At 52.8% G+C, this 22280-nt stretch carries 20 protein-coding genes; 7 read left to right on the forward strand and 13 right to left on the reverse strand.

All coding sequences use genetic code 11. The annotated features are described in order from the left end of the window. Nucleotides 1-421: 421 nt before the first annotated feature. From C9I92_RS07645 to C9I92_RS07655, 3 genes are all read left to right on the forward strand, one after another. On the forward strand, nucleotides 422-1072 hold the full coding sequence (locus tag C9I92_RS07645; RefSeq protein WP_047887675.1) for an ABC transporter ATP-binding protein: 651 nt from the start codon (nucleotides 422-424) through the stop codon (nucleotides 1070-1072). A 120-nt stretch (nucleotides 1073-1192) separates the two neighbouring features. Further along, the gene (locus C9I92_RS07650; RefSeq protein WP_047887676.1) at nucleotides 1193-1963 is read left to right on the forward strand and encodes an ABC transporter permease; all 771 of its coding nucleotides are present in this window, start codon (nucleotides 1193-1195) and stop codon (nucleotides 1961-1963) included. A gap of 118 nt (nucleotides 1964-2081) precedes the next feature. Next, the gene (locus tag C9I92_RS07655; protein ID WP_084712697.1) at nucleotides 2082-2705 is read left to right on the forward strand and encodes a dioxygenase family protein; all 624 of its coding nucleotides are present in this window, start codon (nucleotides 2082-2084) and stop codon (nucleotides 2703-2705) included. 256 nt (nucleotides 2706-2961) lie between these two features. Here the strand turns inward: C9I92_RS07655 and C9I92_RS07660 are convergent, their stop codons facing one another. Next, on the reverse strand, nucleotides 2962-3843 hold the full coding sequence (locus C9I92_RS07660) for a DMT family transporter (protein WP_047887678.1): 882 nt from the start codon (nucleotides 3841-3843) through the stop codon (nucleotides 2962-2964). 491 nt (nucleotides 3844-4334) lie between these two features. Here C9I92_RS07660 and C9I92_RS07665 point away from each other — a divergent pair, with 491 nt between their 5' ends. Further along, the gene (locus C9I92_RS07665) at nucleotides 4335-5201 is read left to right on the forward strand and encodes a SphA family protein (RefSeq protein WP_169776057.1); all 867 of its coding nucleotides are present in this window, start codon (nucleotides 4335-4337) and stop codon (nucleotides 5199-5201) included. A gap of 216 nt (nucleotides 5202-5417) precedes the next feature. On the opposite strand, the gene dgcA is transcribed toward C9I92_RS07665, so the two are convergent. From dgcA to C9I92_RS07695, 6 genes are all read right to left on the reverse strand, one after another. Further along, entirely contained in the window at nucleotides 5418-6407 is a 990-nt protein-coding gene (gene dgcA / locus C9I92_RS07670; RefSeq protein WP_248827403.1) for an N-acetyl-D-Glu racemase DgcA, read from the reverse strand. Further along, nucleotides 6407-7417 carry an N-acetyltransferase DgcN gene (dgcN, locus tag C9I92_RS07675; protein WP_047887679.1) on the reverse strand — a complete coding sequence of 337 codons (1011 nt, stop codon included), beginning with the start codon at nucleotides 7415-7417 and terminating at the stop codon, nucleotides 6407-6409. Before dgcN ends, dgcA begins: the two co-directional genes overlap by 1 nt. Before the next feature lie 89 nt (nucleotides 7418-7506). Beyond that, nucleotides 7507-8286, reverse strand: coding sequence for an ABC transporter ATP-binding protein (locus tag C9I92_RS07680; RefSeq protein WP_047887680.1), 780 nt, complete (start codon nucleotides 8284-8286; stop codon nucleotides 7507-7509). Next, complete coding sequence (locus C9I92_RS07685; RefSeq protein WP_047887681.1) at nucleotides 8276-9085, reverse strand: ABC transporter permease; 810 nt, start codon at nucleotides 9083-9085, stop codon at nucleotides 8276-8278. Before C9I92_RS07685 ends, C9I92_RS07680 begins: the two co-directional genes overlap by 11 nt. Before the next feature lie 22 nt (nucleotides 9086-9107). Beyond that, nucleotides 9108-9821 (reverse strand): ABC transporter permease, encoded by a 714-nt coding sequence (locus tag C9I92_RS07690; RefSeq protein ID WP_047887682.1) that lies wholly within the window; start codon nucleotides 9819-9821, stop codon nucleotides 9108-9110. 43 nt (nucleotides 9822-9864) lie between these two features. Continuing rightward, entirely contained in the window at nucleotides 9865-10650 is a 786-nt protein-coding gene (locus C9I92_RS07695) for an ABC transporter substrate-binding protein (RefSeq protein WP_053061945.1), read from the reverse strand. Nucleotides 10651-10863: 213 nt separating this feature from the next. Here C9I92_RS07695 and C9I92_RS07700 point away from each other — a divergent pair, with 213 nt between their 5' ends. Next, nucleotides 10864-11817, forward strand: a complete 954-nt coding sequence (locus C9I92_RS07700; RefSeq protein WP_047887683.1) for a LysR family transcriptional regulator — start codon at nucleotides 10864-10866, stop codon at nucleotides 11815-11817. A 672-nt stretch (nucleotides 11818-12489) separates the two neighbouring features. After that, complete coding sequence (locus tag C9I92_RS07705) at nucleotides 12490-15033, forward strand: family 20 glycosylhydrolase (RefSeq protein WP_047887684.1); 2544 nt, start codon at nucleotides 12490-12492, stop codon at nucleotides 15031-15033. Between the two features lie 154 nt (nucleotides 15034-15187). Here the strand turns inward: C9I92_RS07705 and C9I92_RS07710 are convergent, their stop codons facing one another. Then, the gene (locus tag C9I92_RS07710) at nucleotides 15188-16642 is read right to left on the reverse strand and encodes a sensor histidine kinase (protein WP_047887685.1); all 1455 of its coding nucleotides are present in this window, start codon (nucleotides 16640-16642) and stop codon (nucleotides 15188-15190) included. Continuing rightward, the gene (locus C9I92_RS07715) at nucleotides 16642-17316 is read right to left on the reverse strand and encodes a response regulator transcription factor (RefSeq protein WP_047887686.1); all 675 of its coding nucleotides are present in this window, start codon (nucleotides 17314-17316) and stop codon (nucleotides 16642-16644) included. Before C9I92_RS07715 ends, C9I92_RS07710 begins: the two co-directional genes overlap by 1 nt. Between C9I92_RS07715 and C9I92_RS25260 the strand changes: the two genes are divergently transcribed. Beyond that, complete coding sequence (locus C9I92_RS25260; RefSeq protein ID WP_146149675.1) at nucleotides 17300-17518, forward strand: hypothetical protein; 219 nt, start codon at nucleotides 17300-17302, stop codon at nucleotides 17516-17518. The genes C9I92_RS07715 and C9I92_RS25260 overlap by 17 nt on opposite strands. Here C9I92_RS25260 and C9I92_RS07720 read toward each other — a convergent pair. The 4 genes from C9I92_RS07720 to C9I92_RS07735 all read right to left on the reverse strand — a co-directional run bounded on the left by C9I92_RS07720 (nucleotide 17484) and on the right by C9I92_RS07735 (nucleotide 22225). Then, the gene (locus tag C9I92_RS07720) at nucleotides 17484-18656 is read right to left on the reverse strand and encodes a hypothetical protein (protein ID WP_053061946.1); all 1173 of its coding nucleotides are present in this window, start codon (nucleotides 18654-18656) and stop codon (nucleotides 17484-17486) included. The two genes, C9I92_RS25260 and C9I92_RS07720, sit on opposite strands and share 35 nt — an antisense overlap. Before the next feature lie 316 nt (nucleotides 18657-18972). Then, nucleotides 18973-20742: an ArnT family glycosyltransferase gene (locus C9I92_RS07725; protein ID WP_084712699.1), complete on the reverse strand. Its 1770-nt coding sequence runs from the start codon at nucleotides 20740-20742 to the stop codon at nucleotides 18973-18975. Beyond that, on the reverse strand, nucleotides 20739-21407 hold the full coding sequence (locus C9I92_RS07730; RefSeq protein ID WP_047887688.1) for a TVP38/TMEM64 family protein: 669 nt from the start codon (nucleotides 21405-21407) through the stop codon (nucleotides 20739-20741). Before C9I92_RS07730 ends, C9I92_RS07725 begins: the two co-directional genes overlap by 4 nt. A gap of 5 nt (nucleotides 21408-21412) precedes the next feature. After that, on the reverse strand, nucleotides 21413-22225 hold the full coding sequence (locus tag C9I92_RS07735) for a glycosyltransferase family 2 protein (protein ID WP_047887689.1): 813 nt from the start codon (nucleotides 22223-22225) through the stop codon (nucleotides 21413-21415). Nucleotides 22226-22280: the final 55 nt, after the last annotated feature.

Below are 22280 nucleotides of genomic sequence, written 5' to 3' on the forward strand. Positions count from 1 at the left end.
TGGCAGGCAGGCCAACATATCTGACAGACACTTTGCTTTTTAGTTTCAGATGTCGGGAGTTGCATAAGCGATTTTGCCCCTGTTGAGGAAAAAACGCGCTTTTCCGGATCTGCTCGGGCAGTAATTAAAACAGGGTGAAGCAGCCTGACTGCAGAGGATTTAGGCAGTGTGAAGAGGGCTGCGCGATGGGGTGGCTTGGAGATGGCTGATGAAGAATGCGCGCAGCCAGTCAGTGATTGAAGTATGGAATCAGCATGATTGATGTTTGTTATGATTTTCAATCATTTGTGTCTGAGGTTGGGTTTATCTAGACTTGAGTTTTCAGGATCCTTTTCGTCTTGTTAACCTTTCGCTTGTGAAGGGAAGATTAACGTTTGCACCAGCCCTTTGCTCTCCGACTATTGGGTAACAGGAAAATAGTATGACGACACACCCGCCTTCTATTCTGACCATCCACGCTTTAGCCGCCGGGCGAGGGAGCGGAACGCCCGATACGCTGAACGCATCATTGCACCCCGGCCAGCATCTTGTGGTTTCCGGGCCATCGGGGTGTGGCAAAACCAGTCTGTTACAGGTGCTGGTGGGATTGCGTCCCGCACATAGGGGAACCGTAACCTGGCAACAGCAGGTTGTTCAGGAATCCAATCTGCACTGGTGGCGGCAACAATTTTGCTATCTGCCGCAGGACCCGGTGATGGGGGCAATGTCGCTGATTGAAGCGTTGTTACTGCCGTGGCGGTTAGGCGCCTGCAGCCATACGTTGCCTGTGCGCGAGCAGTATCAGCCGTTGCTGCACAAGCTGGGTTTACATCATGATGACGAGACAGCGGTGACTCGCCTTTCCGGCGGTGAAAAACAGCGCCTCGCAATTGCCCGGGCAGTGCTGATGAATCGCCCCTTGTGGTTTATGGATGAGCCGACTTCCGCCCTGGATCCGAATAATCGCGACAACGTGCTGGCATTGTTGGCACAAGAGTCTGTCACGGTTGTATCTGTCTCACATGACCCGGCCTGGATAGCGTGCGCTGACCAGCAGTACACGATGCACGGTAATGATCACAAGGAACCGTAATGATCAAAAGGAGCCGTAAAGATCAAAAGGAACCAATAGATCGGACCGCAAGCCAGGAAGGCACGTCAAGCAAGCTGAACATGAACAGTAAAGAAGAAGCAGTAAACAAAGAGGGCGATAATGGGTAGTGCACTGACACTCAGTCCGTGGGCATTGGCAGGATTTTATCTGCTTTGTCTTTTGCCTTTGGGGCTGTTCTATCGCTGGCAGTTGGGGCTAGGTAAAGACCTGCTGATGGCCTTGCTGAGAATGACGGTGCAACTGTCGGTCGTGGGACTGTATTTGCAGGTTGTGTTCTCTTTTCAGCATCCCGGGCTTAATGCGCTCTGGTTGTCGGCCATGGTGCTGGTGGCCGCGGTAACAATTTGTCGCCGCTCGGGCGTTTCGCTCAGGCGGACGATGCCTGCCGTGATGGCTGGTCAGGTGGTGGCTCTGGGGATTGTACTGCCGCCGTTGCTGATTGGTGTGATCCAGACCAACCCCTGGTGGCAGGCTCAGTACCTGATCCCAATCTCGGGCATGCTGCTGGGTAACTGTCTGGCGGCCAATGTACTGGCGCTGGAGCGGTGGTACAGCCAACTCAGCGAGAATCACCGAGAGTACCAGTTCTATCTCGCGATGGGGGCGCCACACCCGGAACGGCCGTTTCACCGCATAGCCGTGAAAGCGGCACTGGCACCACAGCTGGCGTCTATGACAACCCTGGGTATTGTCAGCTTGCCGGGCATGATGACCGGCCAGATCCTGGGTGGCACCGAGCCGATGCTGGCAGTGAAATATCAGCTGGTCATCATGGTGGCGATCTTCATTTCTGCCACCTTGTCTGTCACAACCACACTGGCAGTTGCGGCGCGGTACGCGTTTGACCAATACGGCGCACTCAGGCTGTAACGTTAGCGGACAATGTATGTTCTTCTGACATTCGTCGACCGGTCTGCCACACTTAAAAATGCAGACTTTATTGACGATTGGTTGTTAAACAACCGGGACATTATTCGCGGAGGCAACCATGAACAGGCGGCGTTTCCTGGCAGTATTCACTCTCGCAGCATGTATGCTGGAATCGGTGGGGAACCGGTTTCGGACTGCCTTGGCGGCCGGTAAACTTCGTTTGACACCCTCGCAAACGGAAGGACCGTTTTATCCGGTGGAGGCTATTCCGCTTCGCGAGAATTTGATCCTGAATGCTGATGCGGTGAATGGTTCACCAATGTGGCTGAGTGGCCGGGTACTGAATACCGAGGGTGAGCCGCAGGCCGATTGTCGGGTGGAGATCTGGCAGTGTGATGGTGCAGGGATTTATCATCATCCGAACCAACCCGGTCAAGCGCGGGTTGACCCGTATTTCGCCGGTTTTGGTGCGGTGGTCACCGATGCGGAGGGAAGATACCGATTTTATGCCCTTTATCCGGTGCCATACACAGGAAGGCCGCCACATATTCACGTCAAAGTCTGGCGTGATGAACGGGAATTACTGACGACACAATTATACCTTCGAGGTCAGACTGGCAACGAATGGTGGGGACGAAACCGCGATGAATTGCAGATGGATCCCAAACCCATTGCTTCCGGCTCACGAGACGCCGGACAAGACATGGCGCAGATGGGTGCCGTGTTCAATTTTGTGGTGTAACGAGGTCAGGGCAGTGCCGGTTTGACTCATTCTTCAAAGGCCGAGGGTGAACAAGTTGCGTGGTTTTGCTTAAGGTATTTTTACGGTATTTAGTACAAGCGTGCAACCTGTTCCTTGCTCTTCCTATCTTCCTTGCTCTTTCTGTGTTCCATGATTTCCCTGCCGCCAGTTCTGTCTTTTAGCTGTTTCGCTCATCCGTATCTCCGGTTACCACATGGTCGGCCGTCAGTCGAAGGGGCGTCTGTTGTTTTGTTTTTCAGTCTATCGCTTCGCAAACCCGTTTTTGGCGATGGCGGCGCAGGTATGTTGACCACCTGACTGGCATCATCGGCACGACAATCAGCACGATGCCCACCAGAGTCAGCACATCCGGTATTTCATCAAACCACATCACTCCCATGACTGTGACAAACACTAGGCCTGAGTATTCGGCCAGAGCAATACGGTTTGCTTCCACACCTTTGTATGCCAGTACCACTAGGGCGTGATAACCGAGCACCAGCAGGTTAATCAACATGATCCAGCCCAGATGCGACCAGGAAAGCGTGCCCCATTCAGGTATCGCCAGAATGAAAGCCAGAGGCAGCGTCATTACCCCGGTCCAGAACAAGGTAGAAATTAACGGCTGATCGGTGGGTAAGCGACGAATCAGGATATTGCCTAATCCCATTGAGAGCGCGCACCCCAGTCCGGCCAGTGCTGCCCAGTGAAACTGCTCAGGTCGCAGGACAACCAGTACGCCGCCGAAGCCAACCAGTGTGGCGATGATCTGTTTCAGAGCCGGTCTCTCTCGTAATAAAACCACTGACAGCGGCAGCATCAGCAGTGGGCCGACGTAAAACATCGCATTAGCGGTCGCCAGCGGCAAATAGGTAATAGTGATCATCGCGCAGGCGCTGCCAAGCAAAATAAGCTGAGCCCGGGAAAATGTGATGAAGCAACGCCCTTGCATCCTTTGTGCGCGGGGAAGTCTCAGCCACAGCGGCAGCAGGATAAGGGTGCTGATAAGCTGCCGAATAAAAACATACTGAAATGTCGGTACTTCTCCGTTGAGAACTTTAAGCGAAACATCGGAAAAAGAGGCCAGCAAATTGGCAAGCACTAAAAGTGCAACCGCTCGGGAAATGGAATTCGACATTAAACTATGCCTGCAGAGGAAACGGCGATGCGCCAATAAACGTGGCGTCATTGTAGTGCAAATCTCAAAGTTGAAAAGGTGTTTTAAAAATTATTTTTCGATTTGGGGTTTTTATGATGGCACGCTAAAAAACAAACCCAGCTGACTCTCATAAGTAATAAGTCTGATTTGCCTGACAGGGTCGCAGCAAGTCACTGACTATACTGTCATTGGCTGACTGATAGGTTGGGGAAAAGGTGAAGGTGAGTTGGGTAAAGCACGTACTTTGTGTCATTGCTCCGCTTAGTTCGGGGATGACGATGGTCCGGAAAAGCGGCAGATTTTTCGGCCGCTCTCTCGTGGGAAGGATCAGGCCGCGGGCTTGGCAGCCTTTTTGGCTGTGGGCTTTGCTACTCCTGTGGCTGATACTTGGTTGGCGACCGCTCACTGCGCATGCGGAGGAGGGCGGTGGCGGGCATTATCAGCCGGGAACCTTAGCATCGGCCATTGACATGTTACCGCTGGTGACACCGGTTACCGCGCCCAGAGCTTCCCCGTTCAGTGTGCGTCTGGACAGCTTCGGCTATGACGGAAACATCGCCAAGCCAGAGCAGGCCGTCCCTGTGGGGGGCATGCTGGCGACCCGTCTCGATATTGATATGAAGGTGCTTGCCCTAAACCTGATGTGGAACCCCGGCCGGGAATTTGGTGATGGATGGGCGTATGCTCTGGGACTGTCACTGCCTTATGTCTCGCTCGATGTCAGCGCGAATGTGGAGGATGACCCGGTTTCCGGGCGTACCGGGTTCCGACATGACAGTGAGGATGGTATCGGCGATGTTCTGTTGCTGCCGGTGATGCTATCGACTTCGCTGGCTGACGACTGGTACAGCGAATGGCGGCTTGGAATTTATGCGCCGACCGGGCGCTATGAGGTGGGCCGTCTTGCCAATCCTGGCCGTAATCACTGGACGTTTTCCCCATCGGCTTCAGTGGTCTACCTGCAGCCAATGACCGGGCAGGAGTTTGTAGTCTCCGCCGGCATCGATGTGAACACGGAAAATGCAGAGACCCACCATCGCTCCGGGGTGCAGGGGCATCTGGAATCAACGCTGATTCAGCATGTGATGTTGCTGGGTGGCTTTACCGGAATCGGCCTGACCGGTTACTGGTATCAGCAACTCAGTGCTGACAGTGGCGACGGTGCCAGATTCGGGGATTTTAAGGGTATGGCGGCCGGAGTGGGACCAGTGCTGACCTATCGAAAGCAGTTTGCCAACTCGGAAATTGTGTCTGAGCTCAAATGGCTGAATGAGTTTACAACCCGTCGGCGGCCGGAAGGTAACACCTTCGCGTGGAAGCTGCGGGTTAATTTCTGAACCAACTTTTTTGCTCACTCTGCGTTAGCGCAAAGAAAAAAGATGTCGCTCAAAAACTATCTATCTCCCAAAATGAAAAAAGCAGGGCTGAGCCCTGCTTGGATTGTTGGCCATTTCGGAGACGTCGGCGGTTTTCACACTTTCGCTAAACGGCTTAGTTAAACGCCTTAGCCAAACGCTTGGTATTGGCCTGATAGCGGCAGCTTCTGCGAGAGATTAGCCCCACACCGCCACGTCTGGCGCAATCACCTGACTGCCCTGATAAATCAGGCCGTTGTCACGGTCTTTGCTGAGCAACAGTGGTCCGTCGATATCGACCCAGCGCGCTTGCTGCGCCAGCAGCATTGCCGGTGCCATTGCCAGCGACGTTCCAATCATGCAGCCGATCATAATGTCAAAACCCAGCGCCTGAGCGTCTTCCAGCAGTGCCAGCGCTTCGGTCATCCCACCGGTTTTATCCAGCTTGATATTGACGATCTGATAGCGTCCGACCAGTTCAGGCAGCGAACTGCGATCAATGCACGACTCATCCGCAGCAATCGGAATGATTGGGTCGATTTGCTCCAGCAAATGATCCTGACCCGGAGGCAGAGGCTGTTCAACCATTTCGACCCCCAGCTCGGCCAGTTTAGGCAGATAGTCTTTCAGTTGCTCCAGACTCCAGCCGGTATTGGCATCAATCACCAGTCGGGTGTTTGGCGCTGCGGCACGCACCGCTGCCACACGCTCGATGTCGCCTTCACGGCCCAGTTTGAGCTTGAGGATCGGACGGTCCTGATTCTGCGCTGCCATTGCGCCCATGTTTTCAGGCGTATCCAGCGACAGGGTGAAGACCGTGGTCACCGGTTGCGGCGCTTCACGGAACCCGGCCATTTGCCAGCCAGTGTGGCCTTTTTGCTTCGCTTCGAGCTCGAACAGGGCACAGTCAACCGCGTTGCGCGCACACCCGGCCGGCATCAGCGACAGGAGATCTTCACGGCTGGCGCCACGTTCTACGGCCTCGCGAGCCGCCTCAATGCCATCGGTGACGTTCGGGTAATCCGGTTCGAACACATCGCTGCGTTCACATTCCCCGCGTCCGACAATGCCGTTTTCCTCTATCTCAACGACCACCACTTCGCCATGCAGCATGGGATCCATTCGAGAGATAACGAAAGGCTGTTTCAGCGGCCACTTTTCAACGGTGACAGTCATCTTGCGCATCATCAGCCCTCCAGCACGTCAACAATTGCTGCCACGCCGGTGCGGACCGGATCCACCACGGGTACCCCAAATTTGGCCTGATAACGTTCAATGGCTTTCAATGCATCGTCTTCAGACAGTGATGACGTGTTGAGCGCGATACCGCCCAAACGGATGTTCGGGTTGGTGATGCGACCCAACGCCAGATTAGTTTCGATCAGCGTGTCAAAATCCGGCACTTCAAAGCCCGGCATTTCGTCCATCTGAATACGGCCTTCTTCGTGACACAGAATAATCACATCGGCTTGTGCACCGTGCAGCAGACCCAGGCTGACACCGGCATAAGCCGGGTGCAGCACCGAGCCCTGACCTTCGATAATATCCCAGTGATCGGCATCGTTGGCCGGGCTCAGTTGTTCAACCGAACCAGCAATAAAGTCAGAGACCACGGCATCGACCGGTACGCCGGAGCCTTCAATCAGGATCCCGGTCTGGCCGGTGGCACGGAAGGTCGCGTTGATGTTACGTGCGGCCATTTCCTTGTGGATCGCCAGTGCGGTAAACATTTTGCCAACACAGCAGTCGCTGCCTACTGTCAGCAGGCGCTTACCGCTGCGAGGCTGGCCTGTACCGCATTGCAGGGTTTTCGGCGGGTTACGGACGTCAAACATCCGGCGTCCGGTGCGGTTGGCCACCGCGACCAGATCTTCGATTTCGTTGAGGCGGATATGCAGGCCGCTGGCAATGTCCATACCGGCTTCCATCGCTTCAATCAGCAGCGGGATCCAGCTCTGGGGCAGGGTGCCGCCCATAGGGGCAAGACCCAGAATCAGGGTTTTGGCTCCGGCTTCTGCCGCGTCACGGATCGACATATCCGGCAGGCCAAGATCGGCTTTGGCATTGTCAAAACGGTTCTGCGCCAGGCATTTTTCCGGACGCCAATGGGCAACACCTTTCGCCACTTTGGCCATCAGCAGATCCTGAGCATCGCCCAGAAAAACCAGATACGGGGTTTTCAGTTCATTCATTGTCATGGTGTTGTCCTTCTGTCATTTATTCGCAGTGTTCCATCAGCATGTTTTCAAACCATGCCAAGGACGGTTGTTTTCAGGCTTCAATACATTCAGTACTGGGAGGATAAAAATCGTTGTAGATGTTCCGATTGCGGGTGGTTGAACAGCTGTTCCGGTGGCCCCTGTTCGGCAATTTTTCCCTGATGGAGGAAGATTACGTGCGTGGAGACATCACAGGCAAAGCGCATCTCGTGCGTCACCATAATCATGGTGCGGCCTTCTTTCGCCAGCTCGCGGATCACGAGCAGGACTTCACTGACCAGCTCCGGGTCCAGTGCCGATGTCGGTTCATCCAGCAAAATCACGTCCGGCTCCATCGCCAGCGCACGAGCAATGGCGACGCGTTGTTTCTGGCCGCCGGACAGTTGATCCGGGTACATATGGCATTTTTCCAGCATGCCGACCCGATCCAGCAGTGACTTGGCCTGCTTCTCGACTTCGTCTTTGTCGCGTTTGAGCACACAGCATGGCCCCAGCATGACATTTTCCAGCACCGTCATGTGGCTCCACAGGTTGAACTGCTGGAACACCATGCCCAGATGGGCACGGGTACGCTCGATCTGGCGTTGCAGTGCCTTGTCGGCCTGACCGGCGGCCGCCTTGGACAGATCCAGCTCCTCGCCGTGTACCTGTAAAGTACCGCTGTCGGGCATCTCCAGCAGGTTCAGACAGCGCAGGAAGGTGCTTTTGCCTGAGCCACTGGAACCAATGATGGTGATGACGTCATGCTTACGAGCTGCCAGCGAGACGCCTTTCAGCACGTCGATATTGCCAAAGGCTTTGTGCAGATTGTCGGCCTGCAAGGCGATTTCAGCGGTATTAACGGACATGGGTAGCCTCCTTGGCTTGCAACGGTTGAGCTGCGACTGATGTGTTCGTTTGTTGCATGCTTGGCTGTTGTGTGGCCGGCCGTGTGTCTGCCTGAGAGCTGGCCGGACGGCTCACAATATTCAGTCGCAAGTGACGCGTTAAGCGGTGTTCAATCCGGCGCCAGACCAGCACAAACAGTGTAGTGATTAGCAGATAGATCAGGGCGGCCCAGACGTAGACGGAAATATCAAATGTCTGTGAAAACGCACGCCGAGTTTGTCCCATCAGATCCAGCAGTGTGATCACACTGGCAATCGCCCCGCCTTTGAGCATCAGGATGATTTCATTCCCGAGCGCCGGAAACGCGATCCGATAGGTGTGGGGCAGAATGATCTTGCGATACAACAGGTGCGGCGGCATGCCCATAGCCACCCCGGCTTCCACTTCTCCGGGTGGAACCGCCTGCAACGCGCCGCGCAGAATCTCAATCTGGTATGCCGTGGAGTTCAGCGCAAAGGTAAACAGGGCGCAGTAAAACGGATCACGGAAAAACCACCACAATCCTGCCTCCATCAGTTCGGGACGAAACTGACCGGAGCCGTAATACACCAGAAACAGTTGCGCCAGCAGTGGGGTGCCGCGGAAAAACGATACATAAAGGCGTACCGGATACTGAAACAAGCCTTTTTTACTGCGGCGCAGCATTGCCAGTGGCAATGACAACAGCAAAGCAATCGCGACCGCAATAAAGGTCAGCTTCAGGGTCATGATGGCGCCATCAAGCAATTTGGGCCCGTAGCTGATTAACATCTCAAACATGGGTATATGTCCTTATCCGGTGCTATGAGGCGCGAATGCCGCGGTTAGCCCGCTGCTCTAGCTTGCCGATACACCAGGCAAAGCACAGGCAGATAATCCAGTACATGACGCAGACCGCGAGGAAAAACAGAAACGGTTTCTTTGTGACCCCAACCGCGACGTTCGCCATGCGCATCAGGTCGTTCAGGGCAATCACGGAAACCAGAGCTGTGTCCTTGACCAGGTTGATCCACAGGTTACCGAGGCCGGGCAGTGCCAGGCGCAGTAGCTGCGGAAGCTCAATGCGAAAAAAGATTTGCCTGCGGTTCAGGCCGATCGCCAGGCCGGCTTCGAGCTGGCCGCGATCCAACGCCTGCCAGGCGCCGCGCAGCACCTCACCGGCATACCCGGCAAACACCAGCCCCAGCGCGACCGTGCCCGCCACAAAAGGGCTGAGTTCAAAAAACTCGGCCTCCGGATTGATGGCTTTCAGCAGGGTGTTAATCAGAAGACCCGCGCCGTGGTAAATCATGAACAGGGTTAGCAGCTCAGGAATCCCGCGGATGGTGGTTGTAAAGGCGGTGGCCACTGCACGAGGCAGCGGTTTGCCCGACACCGAGGCCGCCGCCACTATAAAACCCAGTATCAGGCCAATAGGCAGCGTGACCAGAGCCAGACCCAGAGTCACCCCCAGGCCGCTCAGTAGTTCATCGCCCCAGCCCTGCTGGCCAAAGCTCAGGTAATCAAACCATTGCATAAACATTTCTCCGAAATCACTGCAAGTCGGGATGTCTGCCGGTTTATTCCAGCGTCAGGATGTTCAGAGAAAAGTATTTGTCGTTGATTTTCTGATAGGTGCCGTCAGCCACGAGAGCTGCCAGTGCCTGATTCAGTTGCAGGCGCAGTTTGTCGTCTTCCTGGCGAACGGCAATCCCGACGCCTTCACCGACGTATTTCGGATCGGTAATGAGTTCACCAGCCAGTTTGCAGCAGTTGCCATCCTGCGATTTTTCAACCCAGTTCAGCATTGGAATGATGTCACCGACTTGTGCATCGAGACGGCCGGAAACCAGATCCAGATTGACGGCATCCTGTGTTGGATAGAGGCGGACATCCGAGTCAGGGTACAGTGCCGACAGGAAATCCCCCTGTGTGGTTGCACCCTGTGCACCGATGGTTTTGCCTGCCATGGCAGACGGTGAGAAATCCGTGAGTTTAGACTCTTTCGGCACCACAAACGTCATGGCTGATTTCTGGTACGGTTCGGTGAAGTCTACCTTCTCTTTGCGTTTTTCGGTGATAAACATTGACGCAATCACGGCGTCATACTTGCCAGCCAGCAGCGCCGGAATAATCCCTTCCCAATCCTGTGCCACGAAGGTGCATTTAATGGCCATTTTGTCACACAGTGCGCGACCAATATCGATATCAAAACCTGCCAGCTGACCGTCCGGGGTGTAGTAGTTGAACGGAGGGTAGGCGCCCTCGGTCGCAATTCGCAGGGTTGTGTCTTTAGCCTGTGCCTGATGGACAGGCAGTGACGCAAGCAGTGCTGTCAGTGCCAGCGAGCAGAATGTATTTCGCATTGTGGTGTCCTTTGATTTTTTATTGTGATGTTGTGTTTGCGCGTTGCATCCCTGTCGTGTGGTGACTGGCTTGCTGCCTCCTCTTCTACGTTCAGGCAGTCAGTGCAACACTCTGAGTGTTATTAAGATGTTAAATGTTTACAAATGAAGAATTGCTATGCTATTCATAGCTTCACGCTATGTGTTGCACGTAAAACTTGTAAGGAATGCTGAATGCTGACGTCTCACGAACGGCTGCTGCGGAATCTGGACTGGAATTTGTTGTATACCTTTCTCACGATCGTGGACGAAAGCAGTATTACTGGCGCCGCCCGTAAACTGTCGCTGAGTCAGCCGAGTGTCAGCAATGCCCTCAAGCGACTGGAATGCCATTTGGGGGTAAAGCTCATTACGCGGCGTAAAGGGGTGTTTACCCTGACCAGCCAGGGGCTGAAAGTGTACGAATACGCGTCATCCACCCGTCGGGTACTGGCGGATATGGCGGCACAGTTTTCTGAAGACGAGCACGCTATTCACGGTGAAATCGATATTCAGATCGCCAGCCATATTCACTGCCCGGCGTTTGACCAAACGCTGGCCGACTTTCACCAGCTTTACCCCAATGTGCTTTTCACCATTAATACCCAGCCGAGCGCGGAGATTGTGCGCGCGGTAAAAGACGGTGAGATTCATATTGGGATCTGCAATAAAAAAACCTCGCAGACAGGGCTCAGCTTTGACTTGCTGGGTTATGAGCAAATGGGGTTTTATTGCAGTCGTCGCCACGCGTTATATGGCCATACGGATCTTTCCATTGAAGATCTCAGCGGGCTGTCTTACGTCTCGTTCGAAAGCGACCAGCCGGGTGAGGGTCTGAGCGCCATTGCTCAGCTTCGATCCCAACAGCCGTTCTGGGGAAAACTGGTCGCAGTCTCTTCTAACGAAGAAGAAATCCGGCGTTTCATCCTGGCCGGGGTAGGATTCGGCGCCCTCACCGTTGAAGGTGCAAGGCCCTATGTCGAGCAGGGGGCACTCTGGCAACTGCCGCCGTATCAGCAATTGCCGGTGGCAGATATTTATCTGGTCACACCGGAGAACGTGCCGCTCAGTGATGTCGAATCACGGTTTGTTGCGATGCTGCGTCAGGCCAACAGCCGGGTAGTGGAACAGATACATTTTGCTCATTAAGCATTAAGCACTAAGCACTAAGCACTAAGCACTAAGCACCGAGCATGAGTACTTTGGCACTTGGCACTTGGCTCTGAGAGAGTGAGCCTGTGAGCGTTAAGCCGCTTTGTTTTCGCGGGCAGGGAGCGCTTGTTACCAATGGTTGATGCCGCCATTAGATGCAGCCTATCGGCAGGGGGAAGTGTGTCGAAACGGCATGACAGACTTTTTTCCTGATTGAAACTATCACTCAAACATCACTGAACGGTCGCCGTTTTGAGCTATGTGGCCCGATGCCGCTCTTTCGCTGGCGTCAACGCAGCAATAAAGTGGGAGCAATCTTTAACTTTATGAATTTAAACATTAAAAATGGTTTTTGTTACGTTCTCTTCTAACATGATGTAACTGCCTGAACCGCCATCGTTTTTTTGTCGCACTTGTCTTTTCTTTCCTGAAACTATCACGCTGGTCATGGCCAAATGAGGGTGTACTCACTTTTTATTTTGCGTGGCGAAATTAACATGTCGGTCAGTTGGGACTGCCTCAGTGTTTGAATACTTCACCTTGATGAATCGAAATCAGCAGCAATTAAAACTGAAAGTTAAACGGTGAGTGGTGCAGTCTGAGTGGCATATCTTAAGTGGGATAGTAGCTTAAGTGGAATAGTTTGAGTGGTACAGCAAAGGAAGGGTTATGAAAAAAACGATTTTGCCCGTGATGATGATGGGGATGTGTGCGGCGTCGGCGATGGCTGGCGTGACCGGGAATGCGCCAAATACGGATCTGAACCTGATGCCTTACCCGCAATCGGTGGAACTGCATCAGGGGCGAATTGCCATTACCAGCGATTTTAAGGTGTACATTCAGGGCTACCAGTCTGAGCGCATCACGTTTACTGCGCAGCGTCTCATTGACCGTCTTGCCCGTCAGACCGGGTTGCCGCTGCTGTCGCCTTTCGCCAGCCAGGCATCTGAAGCGACGGTAATCATTGAGGTCAAAGAAGCGGCCAAGACGCCAGTCCAGTCACTGGATACCGATGAATCGTACACGCTTACGGCTGAAAACGGCCGGATTGTTTTATCTTCAGCCCGGCCTTACGGGGCTATTCGGGGTATTGAAACTCTGCTTCAGCTAGTGGAAACCGACCGTGACGGTTACTTTGTACCGCAAGTGACGATCTCTGATGCTCCGCGTTTTCCCTGGCGCGGAGTGTCTTATGACACGTCGCGCCATTTTATTCCCGTCGCGGTGATTAAGCGCCAGCTGGATGCGATGGCATCAGCCAAGCTGAATATTTTCCACTGGCACCTGTGGGACGATCAGGCCATTCGTATCCAGCTCGACAGTTATCCGAAGCTGTGGCAGATGACGGCAGACGGGCACTATTACAGCAAAGACCAAATCCGTGATGTGGTTGCCTACGCCCGTCAGCTGGGCATTCGGGTTATTCCGGAAATCTCCCTGCCTGGCCATGCCTCAGCTGTCGCGCACGCCTATCCGTCGCTGATGTCTGGTGAAGAAGGACAAACCTATCCGCATCAGCGCCATTGGGGCGTTTTTGAGCCGCTGATGGATCCGACCAACCCGGCGCTTTATACCTTCCTGGGGAAAGTGTTTGACGAAGTGGTGGCTTTGTTTCCGGATGAGTACGTGCATATCGGGGGAGATGAACCAGACTACAGTCAGTGGACGAATAATGCGGGCATTCAGGACTTTATCCGGTCACATCAGCTGGACGGCAACCAAGGCCTGCAGTCTTACCTGAACACCAAGGTAGAAACCCTGCTGGCTGAGCGCGGCAAGAAGGTGATGGGCTGGGATGAAATCTGGCACAAAGACCTGCCTAAATCGGTCGTGATTCAGAGTTGGCGTGGACACGACAGTATCGGCCGCGCGGCGCAGGAAGGCTATCAGGGAATTTTGTCTACCGGCTATTATCTGGATCAGCCGCAGCCCACCAGTTACCACTACCGCAACGACCCGATGCCACCCGGCATCCAGGTTGATGACACCCTGCATCCCGGCGAAACCTTTGTGACCTATGAGTGGGTGAAACCCCGAACCAAAGGGGGCCCGCGCAAAGGGTTGCTGACAATTATCGAAGGGAAAGACGGCACGGTGCGGGCTTTTACCGACTATAACGGCAAATCTCGGGCGAAGGTCGAGGTGCTGGACTATGTACCGGGTACCCGCTTCCGGGGCCATTTCGATAACTTTATGTCCTACACCGAGTTTAATTTGCGTTTTGCCGACACTCAGCTGGCTGAAGGCAGCTACCAGCTGATCGGCAATGTGCGCTGGCCGACAACCGGCACGCTGGTGGCGGGCACAGCCATTAAAGGCTCCGAGATTCCGGCCCCGACCGGCGGGTATCCGGCTGAGCTGAACGCCCGGGAGCAGCAACGTATTCTGGGCGGCGAACTGACGGTCTGGGCGGAAAATCTTGATGGTATGACAGTCGAAAACCGGATCTGGCCACGCAGCTATGCCATTGCCGAGCGGCTTTGGTCTGATGCTGCACTCACGGATGAGGCGAGCATGTACCGGCGCATGGCGGTGGTAGATGACTGGGCGGAGCTGTCTGTCGGCCTGCAACATCATGTGAATGCCCGCCTGATGTTGCAGCGGTTGGCTAACGGGCAGGGCCCAAGCAAGGCTGACGGTCAGGTTCAAGGCACTGCCACTATGCAGATACCGGGGACGCTTCAGGCTGTCACGACATTACAAACTCTGGCCCGTTATACGGAACCGGCGCAGTATTATGCCCGCAACTGGGAAAAGTGGATTCAAACCACACCTTCCGGCCAACTGTATAACCAGCACGAACGCCTGAATCGCTTTGTGGATGCCCTGCCGGTCGAAAGCTTGACCGTGTACGGAATGAATGCGCTGGTGCAGCACTATCAGGCGGAGCGTCAACCGGAAACGCTGGTTGCGCTGCGAGCCCATTTTGAACTCGCCGCACAGGCAGCGGAGCAGGCGAAAACGATATTTGCGGAAAATACCGCGTCTGTGGCGACGGTACCGTTGGCCGATGCCACCACTGATGTCGCCGAGATAGCTGGCCATCTTATCACTGCACTTGAGCAGGGGCAGGCGCTAAGCCAGGCTGACAGCGATGCCTACCGTCAGCGACTGAGTCAGGCGGCAGCCATTTATGATGAAGCCATTGTGGCCACGGTGAAACCCGCAGAAAGCTTGCTGGTACTGGTTGAACAAATGCAGCCCAGCACCTGAGGCGAATGTGGCAGAAACGGTATTGCCAACGAAGAGACATTTTTGAATGTCTCTGGGCGTGAAAAAAACCGGCGAAAGTTTCGCCGGTTTTTTGTTGCTGTCAGCTGGTTAACTGTTGTTTGCGCTTCATCAGCAAGAGGCTGATAGTGAGTGCTTAGTGCGCTGTCAGAATGGCCTCGCTGTCACTGACCAAAGGGATGAGAACCGCCACCTCAATACGATTGTGACCCAGCAAACGAATGTTCCACTCGAAATGGTTGGCCCGGCACAGGTTATCGACAATCGCCAGACCCAGTCCGTGCCGGTCACGCTGGCTGCGGGAAGGGTCGGCCTGATACAGCGGTTTGCACAATTGTTCAATATCCTCCTCACTGAGCGGCGAGGAGAGGCTGTTTTTAATGCTCAGCATCAGCAAATCCGGTTCGCGGTGCGCCATTGTGATGTCAACCCTTGACGCCGCGGGGCTGTAAAACAGGCCGTTATCCAGCAGGTTGGTCAGAATGGTGTCCAGACTGAACAGATCGGCATAGACCGTCGGCTCATCATCGTAATGGAGGGCGACCCGCTCCCGGCAGTCATCGTATTTAAACGCCAGCTTGCCCAGCACCTTATCCAGCAGAGGCAGCAAAGGTTGCGGATGACAATCAATATTGAATGCGCCGGTGGCGGAGTGTTGCAACAGCATCAGGTTGTTCACAATCTCTTTCATGCGCAGGGCAATATCCAGCATGTCTTCTTTGTAGCTGGCACCGATACGCTCATCGTGCGGATAGCGAATATAGACTTCACTAAGGCTGATCATCTCGGAGATCGGCGTTTTGAGCTCGTGGGCGATATCCGCGGTCAGGCGTTTTTCGTTGGCCAGCAGCTGGCAGTTAGTCGAAATGAAGTGGTTAAGTTCTTTGCGAATCGGGGTGACTTCCGCGTAATCGACAGCAGGCTCTGGAATATGGGCGTGGGAGGCCGAAATATCCAACGATTTAATGTTTTGGTTTAAGTCCTGTAGTGGCTTCAGCCCTGCATCAACGATGCGGGTGACCAAAACCCGCACCCCAATGATGGCCGCAACAAAGCTGAGGATCAGAGAGATATCTATCAGGATCAGTACGCCACTGATGCTGTCAGTGCTGGCAGCCACAGAGATATAGATGGCATTTTTCTGGTGAATGACATCTGGGTTTTCGTTAGTTTGCGCAGGGGGCAGGTAATACGTGAGAACCGTTTTACCGTCCTGACCATTGGGCAATGTGACCGGCACGATCACCGAAGTGTTGAGCGGAATCTCCGTTTTCAGCAAATTGGTGCCCGGATACGCATCCAGAGAATGGGAACGGGCTATTTCGGTACCTCCCTGCCAGATCTGGAAATAGTCAGAGTCTGAGTGGAGGTCAAACAACATCATGGCATCTTTGTTGTAATTGAACTTGGCGTGCTCATCTTCCTCCTTCAGAAAAGCTCTCAGGTAGTTGGCTTTACTGGTCAGAGACTGATCAAACTGATTGTCTACCCAGTCGTCCACACTTAAGTCGACAATGAGAAAAATGGCAAACAAGATCAACCCGATAACGATGGTGATGGCCTTCACCAACTGGGTACGAATGGACAGCATTAGACACTTCCTGCGATGTAGCCGAAGCCACGTTTGTTTTTCACTGGGAGGTTACCGCCTTTTTCCCTGACTTTCCGTCGGATTGCGGAAAGGTGAGATTCGATGGTGTTTTTCGCCAGCAAATCAAATGATCCGACGACCGCTTCACTGATTTGTTCCGCATTGACTACCCGGCCTTTCGACTGAAACAGGTACTCCACAATTTTATACTCGTTCTTGGTCAACTCGATGAAATTGCCCTGATAGCTCAGGGTTTTGGTCGACAGATCAAGACAGAAACCTTCTATTTCGAGCAGGTTACTGGTTTGTGCGGTTTGACTGCGGCGCAGCAGGGCCAGAATGCGGGCATGCAGTTCTTCAAATGAAAAGGGTTTGGTGAGGTAGTCGTCGGCACCTGACAGCAACCCGTTAACCTTATCTTCGGTTAATGAGCGAGCGGAGAGGATCAGTACCCGTGATTGCTGCCCGGACTGACGAAGACTTTTGAGAATGCTCATGCCATCGACATTGGGCAGCATCAGATCCAGCACAATCAAATCGTAATGGTTTAGCTGCGCCATAGTCAGTCCTTTAGAGCCGTCGCCGGTACTGTCGACCGTAAACCCGAGGTTGTTCAGGCCGATACTTAAACTGCGGCGAAGTGGCTCAGAATCTTCAATGACTAATAATTTCATGGCATACCTGTTTGTCAATCTGTGGTTCAGTGCGCTGCTTACCGCGCTGCCTTACGGACAGTGGGCATGCGGCTGTTTCAGCTCTCCCGAGTTTACCCGATATGGTGAGATCCCCCTCATCATTATTGGTGTATCTGGCCAGTTTACCACTCACTTTAGCGTTCAGATTAGCGTCGGGTTGGGTCCGGTACATACCGGTTAAGTCTGTCCACATGGTGGTTTTTCGAAAAGAAGGCTTCAATTTCGATTAAAACCCCAGGGTTGAGCTTGTGACTGAATTCCCGTGGGGTATCCAGTTGTGGGGTAATCGATAAATATAACCAGTCCTTATAGATTTTTTGCCGCCAGGACGCCGAAATCCAGAAGTTAGTGAGTGGATCGGATTCATTCGTATCAATACTGACACCGGTTGAGTATTCCATCAGATGGTGGTCGTTTAGGCGGTTAAACAACTCAATCTGGTTTACCAACTCCCAGCCGCTTTCATCGAACAGGTACTGGGCGCTGGAGCTGAATTTGTAGATACGGGCTGGATCGTTGTTGTTGCCGTAGTAAAAGTTAAATTCGGTCAGAGAGCCCAGTCCTTTAGAATCGAAATAGAAGAGCTCTTGCTTTAGCTGCGTGGTCCAGTTTTCTGATAAGTTATCGACCCGGCGTAAATTCGCTCGCACAAAGGGATCCAGCGGCAGTTTGAATTTTACCCCGACATCAAAGTGGGTTTTCCACTCGCCCCAATGCGCATTCTGGAGGCGAAACCCGGCAATTGCGTCACTGCCGGACGTTGTGCTGCTACTTTTTGGGGTCAATGCCCGTTGTTTACTCTCCAGCGAGTCATAGTCATCCGGATCCGTTTCCAGGATCAGCTTCCAGTCGCGTTTGGTATGGGGCAGGTCGATTCGCGCAGAAATTTTGAAATCTGAATCAAAATAACCGCGGTGGGTGTATTCCGGTTTGTAGCGAATCCGGACATAACTTTTATTCATTAACTCTTCTTCGTTTTCCTCCTTGGCGAGACTGTGATCAATATAGGTACTGAAATCATGCACGGTGTCAGCCACATAGGTTTCGGTTTCGTCAGCCCAGTAAGTGGTTTGATCCAGCCAGGAGGACTCATCTGAAGGCTCTGTCTCTTCAGCATTAATCGAAAACGGGGAAGGCGGCAGACGAGATTCATACTCCGGCATGACCGGTTCGATATCCGCATCCGTTCCGTTAGCCCATGCCGGGCATACCGATAAACTGGGTAGCAGTAAAAAAATGGCCGGAGGACGCTTGCAATCATGCATGACTGCCAGCGAATACTGCAGAGCTTTGTTCAGCGAGCGATACCGAATGTTCATAAGCGATCCATTGACTATGAAAGCATGGCCACTGTGCAGATATGTTATTTTTATTGTGCTTTTAGTATAGGTAAAAATAAAAATATCACAGAGGTAAAAATAATATTTGTCCGTTTTTATCTAATGACATTGAATATTTAATGTGTAACGAATGAATAAATGTTTCATTCGTTACACAGGTCTTTATTTCACTGATATTTAGGAGATATTCAGTGAATCTTTAGCATTTGTTGATATTAATGTTTTTGGATAACAGCCTCACAATATTCATCCTCTATTTTCAAAACAATTAATATCACTTGCTTAAATATATCCTCTATTGATATATCGCCTCAGGAGTTAGCTGATAACGTTTAATCGTTTTGGGTGGTTCACATTCTGGTAATAACGAATTCTCATCCAACAAAATCCATTCACGGCGGTGAGCAAAGCCCATCACTTGCGATTTACTGGTATCAAAGCAAATTATGTCACCGTCATTCTTAGCCAGAATGAATCGGTTAGGGCCTTCTTTCATCCATAACCAAGCATTTTTATCCTGTTCATGAACATTGCTTAAATAACTGAAATGCGTCATGGGAACGGATGAAAATAACAGAAACTGCTCTTTAAACCGGGTCATGCCCAGCTCGCCATCCTGACCGACAATGGAAGAAACGTCAGCCATGATATCTTTCGCCGGGGTACGAATCGGGTTCAGCAGGGTATAGCCCCAGGTGCTGTACAGCAGCCAGGTCAGAGCTAATGCCAGGCCGTATACCGGCAGGTTTAACCTGAATTTGCGCAGCCATAAAATTCCGCCCCAAATCAATGCCGCAACGGCGAAAAAGGCGGCAAAGGGCAGCAGATTGTCGCCCAGCTCTTTGGTAAGCACCCGGGCGTGGAACAGCGCGAGTACAGTGGCTGCGGCCATGGCGACGGTCACAATACCAGCCACGCCGGTAAACAGACGATTTATCCATTGCGGTATGCCTGATTGTGTTATCAGTGCGCCCATCACCATCGCCAGCATTGGCAGCGCCGGTAAAATATACACGCCACGTTTGCCTGGGCTGATGCTGAAGAAGATAACAACACAGACCACCCAAACCAGAATGGCCTGAATAACCGGTGAGTTGAAGATCTGCTTCCAGTTTTCTTTGTTGAACAGAAAAAAGTAGAGCGGGAACCACAGTACGGGAATCACACTGACAATGAAGTAATGCCAGGGTTTGAGGTGGCCGGTTGGGTTGGCATAGCGCTCAGCGGTTTGCTGGAGCAGGATGTTATTCCGGTACGCGATGTAATCCGGGTTATCTTTGAAGAACGAAAAATAGAGCACGGGCAGTAGCCAGAGAATCAGAACCCCCAGCATGGTAGCCGGGCCGAGCAAGGCTTTGGCTTTCAGTTGTTGCTCGAACCGTTGCCGCCCGGTGAGGTGCAGCACGGCGATAGGAATGAGGACAAAAACCGGCAGGAATCCGACCCCTTTGGTCAGAATCCCCACGGCCATGCATGCCCAGCTGAACAGGTACCAGCGTGGGCTGGGTTGCACGAAGAAATGGCGAATCAGTCCGTACATCGACACGGTTATCCAGCAGGCGACCATGGCATCGATTTGTGCCGCTTTGGCTTGAATCACAAACTGGGGCGTAATCAGCAACAGTACCGCTGCATTACGTGCAGTTTGCACATTCCAGAGCTTGGCGGCCAAGTCAAACACGCACCACACCATGACCAGACCCGCGACCGCGTTAGGGATCATGAAAGTCGACGAGAGACTGCCAGTCAGCTTATACAGCAGCGCCATCAGCCACATGAATACTGGCGGTTTATCCGGATAAAGTTCGCTTCCTCTGAGCGGGAAGAACCAGTTGCCTGATTCCACCATTTCCTTTGCCGCTTCGACAAAGCGAGGTTCGTCTGCTGGCCAGGGATCGCGTAACCCGATACCGGCAAAAATGACAATGAAAGCAATCGCCAAGATGGCGAATAAGTTGGCATAGTAGCTGTTGCTCAAAGAACCGGCGTTACCACTGTGGGGCACTGTGATGTTTTGGTGCTTTTCTATATCGGGGCGCTTTTTGAAAAAGCTGAATCCATTCATGAGTGATTTTCCATTTTCAATGGTGCAATGCGCTGACGGATATGATCGCGATAGATCACACCCGTCAGAATGAAACTGATTAGGGTCAGCAGAATGCTGGCGTAAATCATGGCATCGTTGGCGGCACTGATACCGCTGCCAATCAGGCAAAAGATCAACGTCTGCGGAATGTAGCCAAATAAGCTGGCGGTAATAAAAGGCTTAAACGGCACGCCAATACTGCCTGACAGCAGGTTAGTCAGCACATTATTGCCAACCGGAAATAAACGCAGCATCAAAATTTTCAGGAACGGTGTTTGCCGGACAAATTGCTGAAACTGGTTCATTTTTTTCGGGAAGGTACGGCACAATGTCTGGCTTAATAGGGTGTTGGCAACGAAGTAATTCACACTGGCGGCGAGGATGCAGGTCATTAACGCAATTTGCAGGCCAAAGACAATGCCGTACAAGTAGCCGTTGAGTGCGGCAACAACCTGTCGGGGGCCGCCCAGTCCGACAAACAGAAAGCTGATGCTGAAAATGGCCAGATGGCCAGATAAGCCGTTGGTGAGAACATAGTTATTCAGCCACAGCTTATCCGTCATGTGGGCAAAAACCGGCGTATTAATGCCGGCGATTAATATCAGAAACACGGAGCAGGTTAAGAGAGGCTTCATCACTGTCATAAGCGCTACTCGTCAGACATTTGGCCGGTATGCAAAGTGACCGATGGAGGATACTTCGTGCGTTTGCGCAGCCACAATACCCCCATTAAATCAATGATGCCCGCCCAGGCGCGGTTCCAGGCGTTGTAGTTCGACTGACCAGCTACGCGGTTGCGGTGGTTCACCGGACATACCACAATCTCACCGCTCAGTCGTTTGATCAGGCAGGGCAAAAAGCGATGCATGTGATCAAAATAGGGTAGTGCAAGGAAAGTCTGTTTCGGGAAGAGCTTCAGGCCACAACCTGAATCCGGGACGCCATCGCGCAGAATCGTCTGGCGGATCGCATTGGCAACTTTGGACTGAAAGCGCACCCAGGAGGTGTCTAGGCGTTTCTGGCGGTATCCGGCGATACAAAAATGTGGTGCCTGACACTGGTGTGCCAGTTTGAGCAGTGCAGGTATATCAGCCGGGTCGTTCTGGCCATCTGAATCGGCGGTGACAATCCATTCGCCACGGGCATGGCTGATGCCGGTATGGATGGCGGTACTCTGTCCACAGCTGACAGGATGCGATAAAACGGATACCCGGCTTTTCCGGGATGAGGGTAACGGAGTGTGAGAGCCATGAGCGACTTGATGCTGGCAGAACTCTTCGGCGATGCATGCCTGACCGGCTCGCAGTGCCTCTTCGACGGTGTTGTCTGTGCTGCCGTCATCAATCACCAAGATCTCAAACTCAACGTTCCCTGTTAATGCGACATGTAGCTCTTCAATGAGTTGTCCAATGTTGCCCTGCTCATTTTTAGCTGGCAGGACGACTGAGATCAATGGGTACATACAATCTTTCCCTAAAAGAAAACAGGATATTTGTTCTACTTTTAATTTGTATTGC

It is taken from the genome of Photobacterium ganghwense, assembly GCF_003025595.1.
In the GTDB taxonomy this organism is placed as follows: Bacteria; Pseudomonadota; Gammaproteobacteria; order Enterobacterales; family Vibrionaceae; genus Photobacterium; species Photobacterium ganghwense.

Coding starts and splice junctions, on each gene's coding strand:
- C9I92_RS07645 (WP_047887675.1), top strand. CDS start 422: ATGACGACACACCCGCCTTCTATTCTGACCATCCACGCTTTAGCCGCC.
- C9I92_RS07650 (WP_047887676.1), top strand. CDS start 1,193: ATGGGTAGTGCACTGACACTCAGTCCGTGGGCATTGGCAGGATTTTAT.
- C9I92_RS07655 (WP_084712697.1), top strand. CDS start 2,082: ATGAACAGGCGGCGTTTCCTGGCAGTATTCACTCTCGCAGCATGTATG.
- C9I92_RS07660 (WP_047887678.1), bottom strand. CDS start 3,843: ATGTCGAATTCCATTTCCCGAGCGGTTGCACTTTTAGTGCTTGCCAAT.
- C9I92_RS07665 (WP_169776057.1), top strand. CDS start 4,335: ATGTTACCGCTGGTGACACCGGTTACCGCGCCCAGAGCTTCCCCGTTC.
- dgcA (WP_248827403.1), bottom strand. CDS start 6,407: ATGATGCGCAAGATGACTGTCACCGTTGAAAAGTGGCCGCTGAAACAG.
- dgcN (WP_047887679.1), bottom strand. CDS start 7,417: ATGACAATGAATGAACTGAAAACCCCGTATCTGGTTTTTCTGGGCGAT.
- C9I92_RS07680 (WP_047887680.1), bottom strand. CDS start 8,286: ATGTCCGTTAATACCGCTGAAATCGCCTTGCAGGCCGACAATCTGCAC.
- C9I92_RS07685 (WP_047887681.1), bottom strand. CDS start 9,085: ATGTTTGAGATGTTAATCAGCTACGGGCCCAAATTGCTTGATGGCGCC.
- C9I92_RS07690 (WP_047887682.1), bottom strand. CDS start 9,821: ATGCAATGGTTTGATTACCTGAGCTTTGGCCAGCAGGGCTGGGGCGAT.
- C9I92_RS07695 (WP_053061945.1), bottom strand. CDS start 10,650: ATGCGAAATACATTCTGCTCGCTGGCACTGACAGCACTGCTTGCGTCA.
- C9I92_RS07700 (WP_047887683.1), top strand. CDS start 10,864: ATGCTGACGTCTCACGAACGGCTGCTGCGGAATCTGGACTGGAATTTG.
- C9I92_RS07705 (WP_047887684.1), top strand. CDS start 12,490: ATGAAAAAAACGATTTTGCCCGTGATGATGATGGGGATGTGTGCGGCG.
- C9I92_RS07710 (WP_047887685.1), bottom strand. CDS start 16,642: ATGCTGTCCATTCGTACCCAGTTGGTGAAGGCCATCACCATCGTTATC.
- C9I92_RS25260 (WP_146149675.1), top strand. CDS start 17,300: ATGACTAATAATTTCATGGCATACCTGTTTGTCAATCTGTGGTTCAGT.
- C9I92_RS07715 (WP_047887686.1), bottom strand. CDS start 17,316: ATGAAATTATTAGTCATTGAAGATTCTGAGCCACTTCGCCGCAGTTTA.
- C9I92_RS07720 (WP_053061946.1), bottom strand. CDS start 18,656: ATGAACATTCGGTATCGCTCGCTGAACAAAGCTCTGCAGTATTCGCTG.
- C9I92_RS07725 (WP_084712699.1), bottom strand. CDS start 20,742: ATGAATGGATTCAGCTTTTTCAAAAAGCGCCCCGATATAGAAAAGCAC.
- C9I92_RS07730 (WP_047887688.1), bottom strand. CDS start 21,407: ATGACAGTGATGAAGCCTCTCTTAACCTGCTCCGTGTTTCTGATATTA.
- C9I92_RS07735 (WP_047887689.1), bottom strand. CDS start 22,225: ATGTACCCATTGATCTCAGTCGTCCTGCCAGCTAAAAATGAGCAGGGC.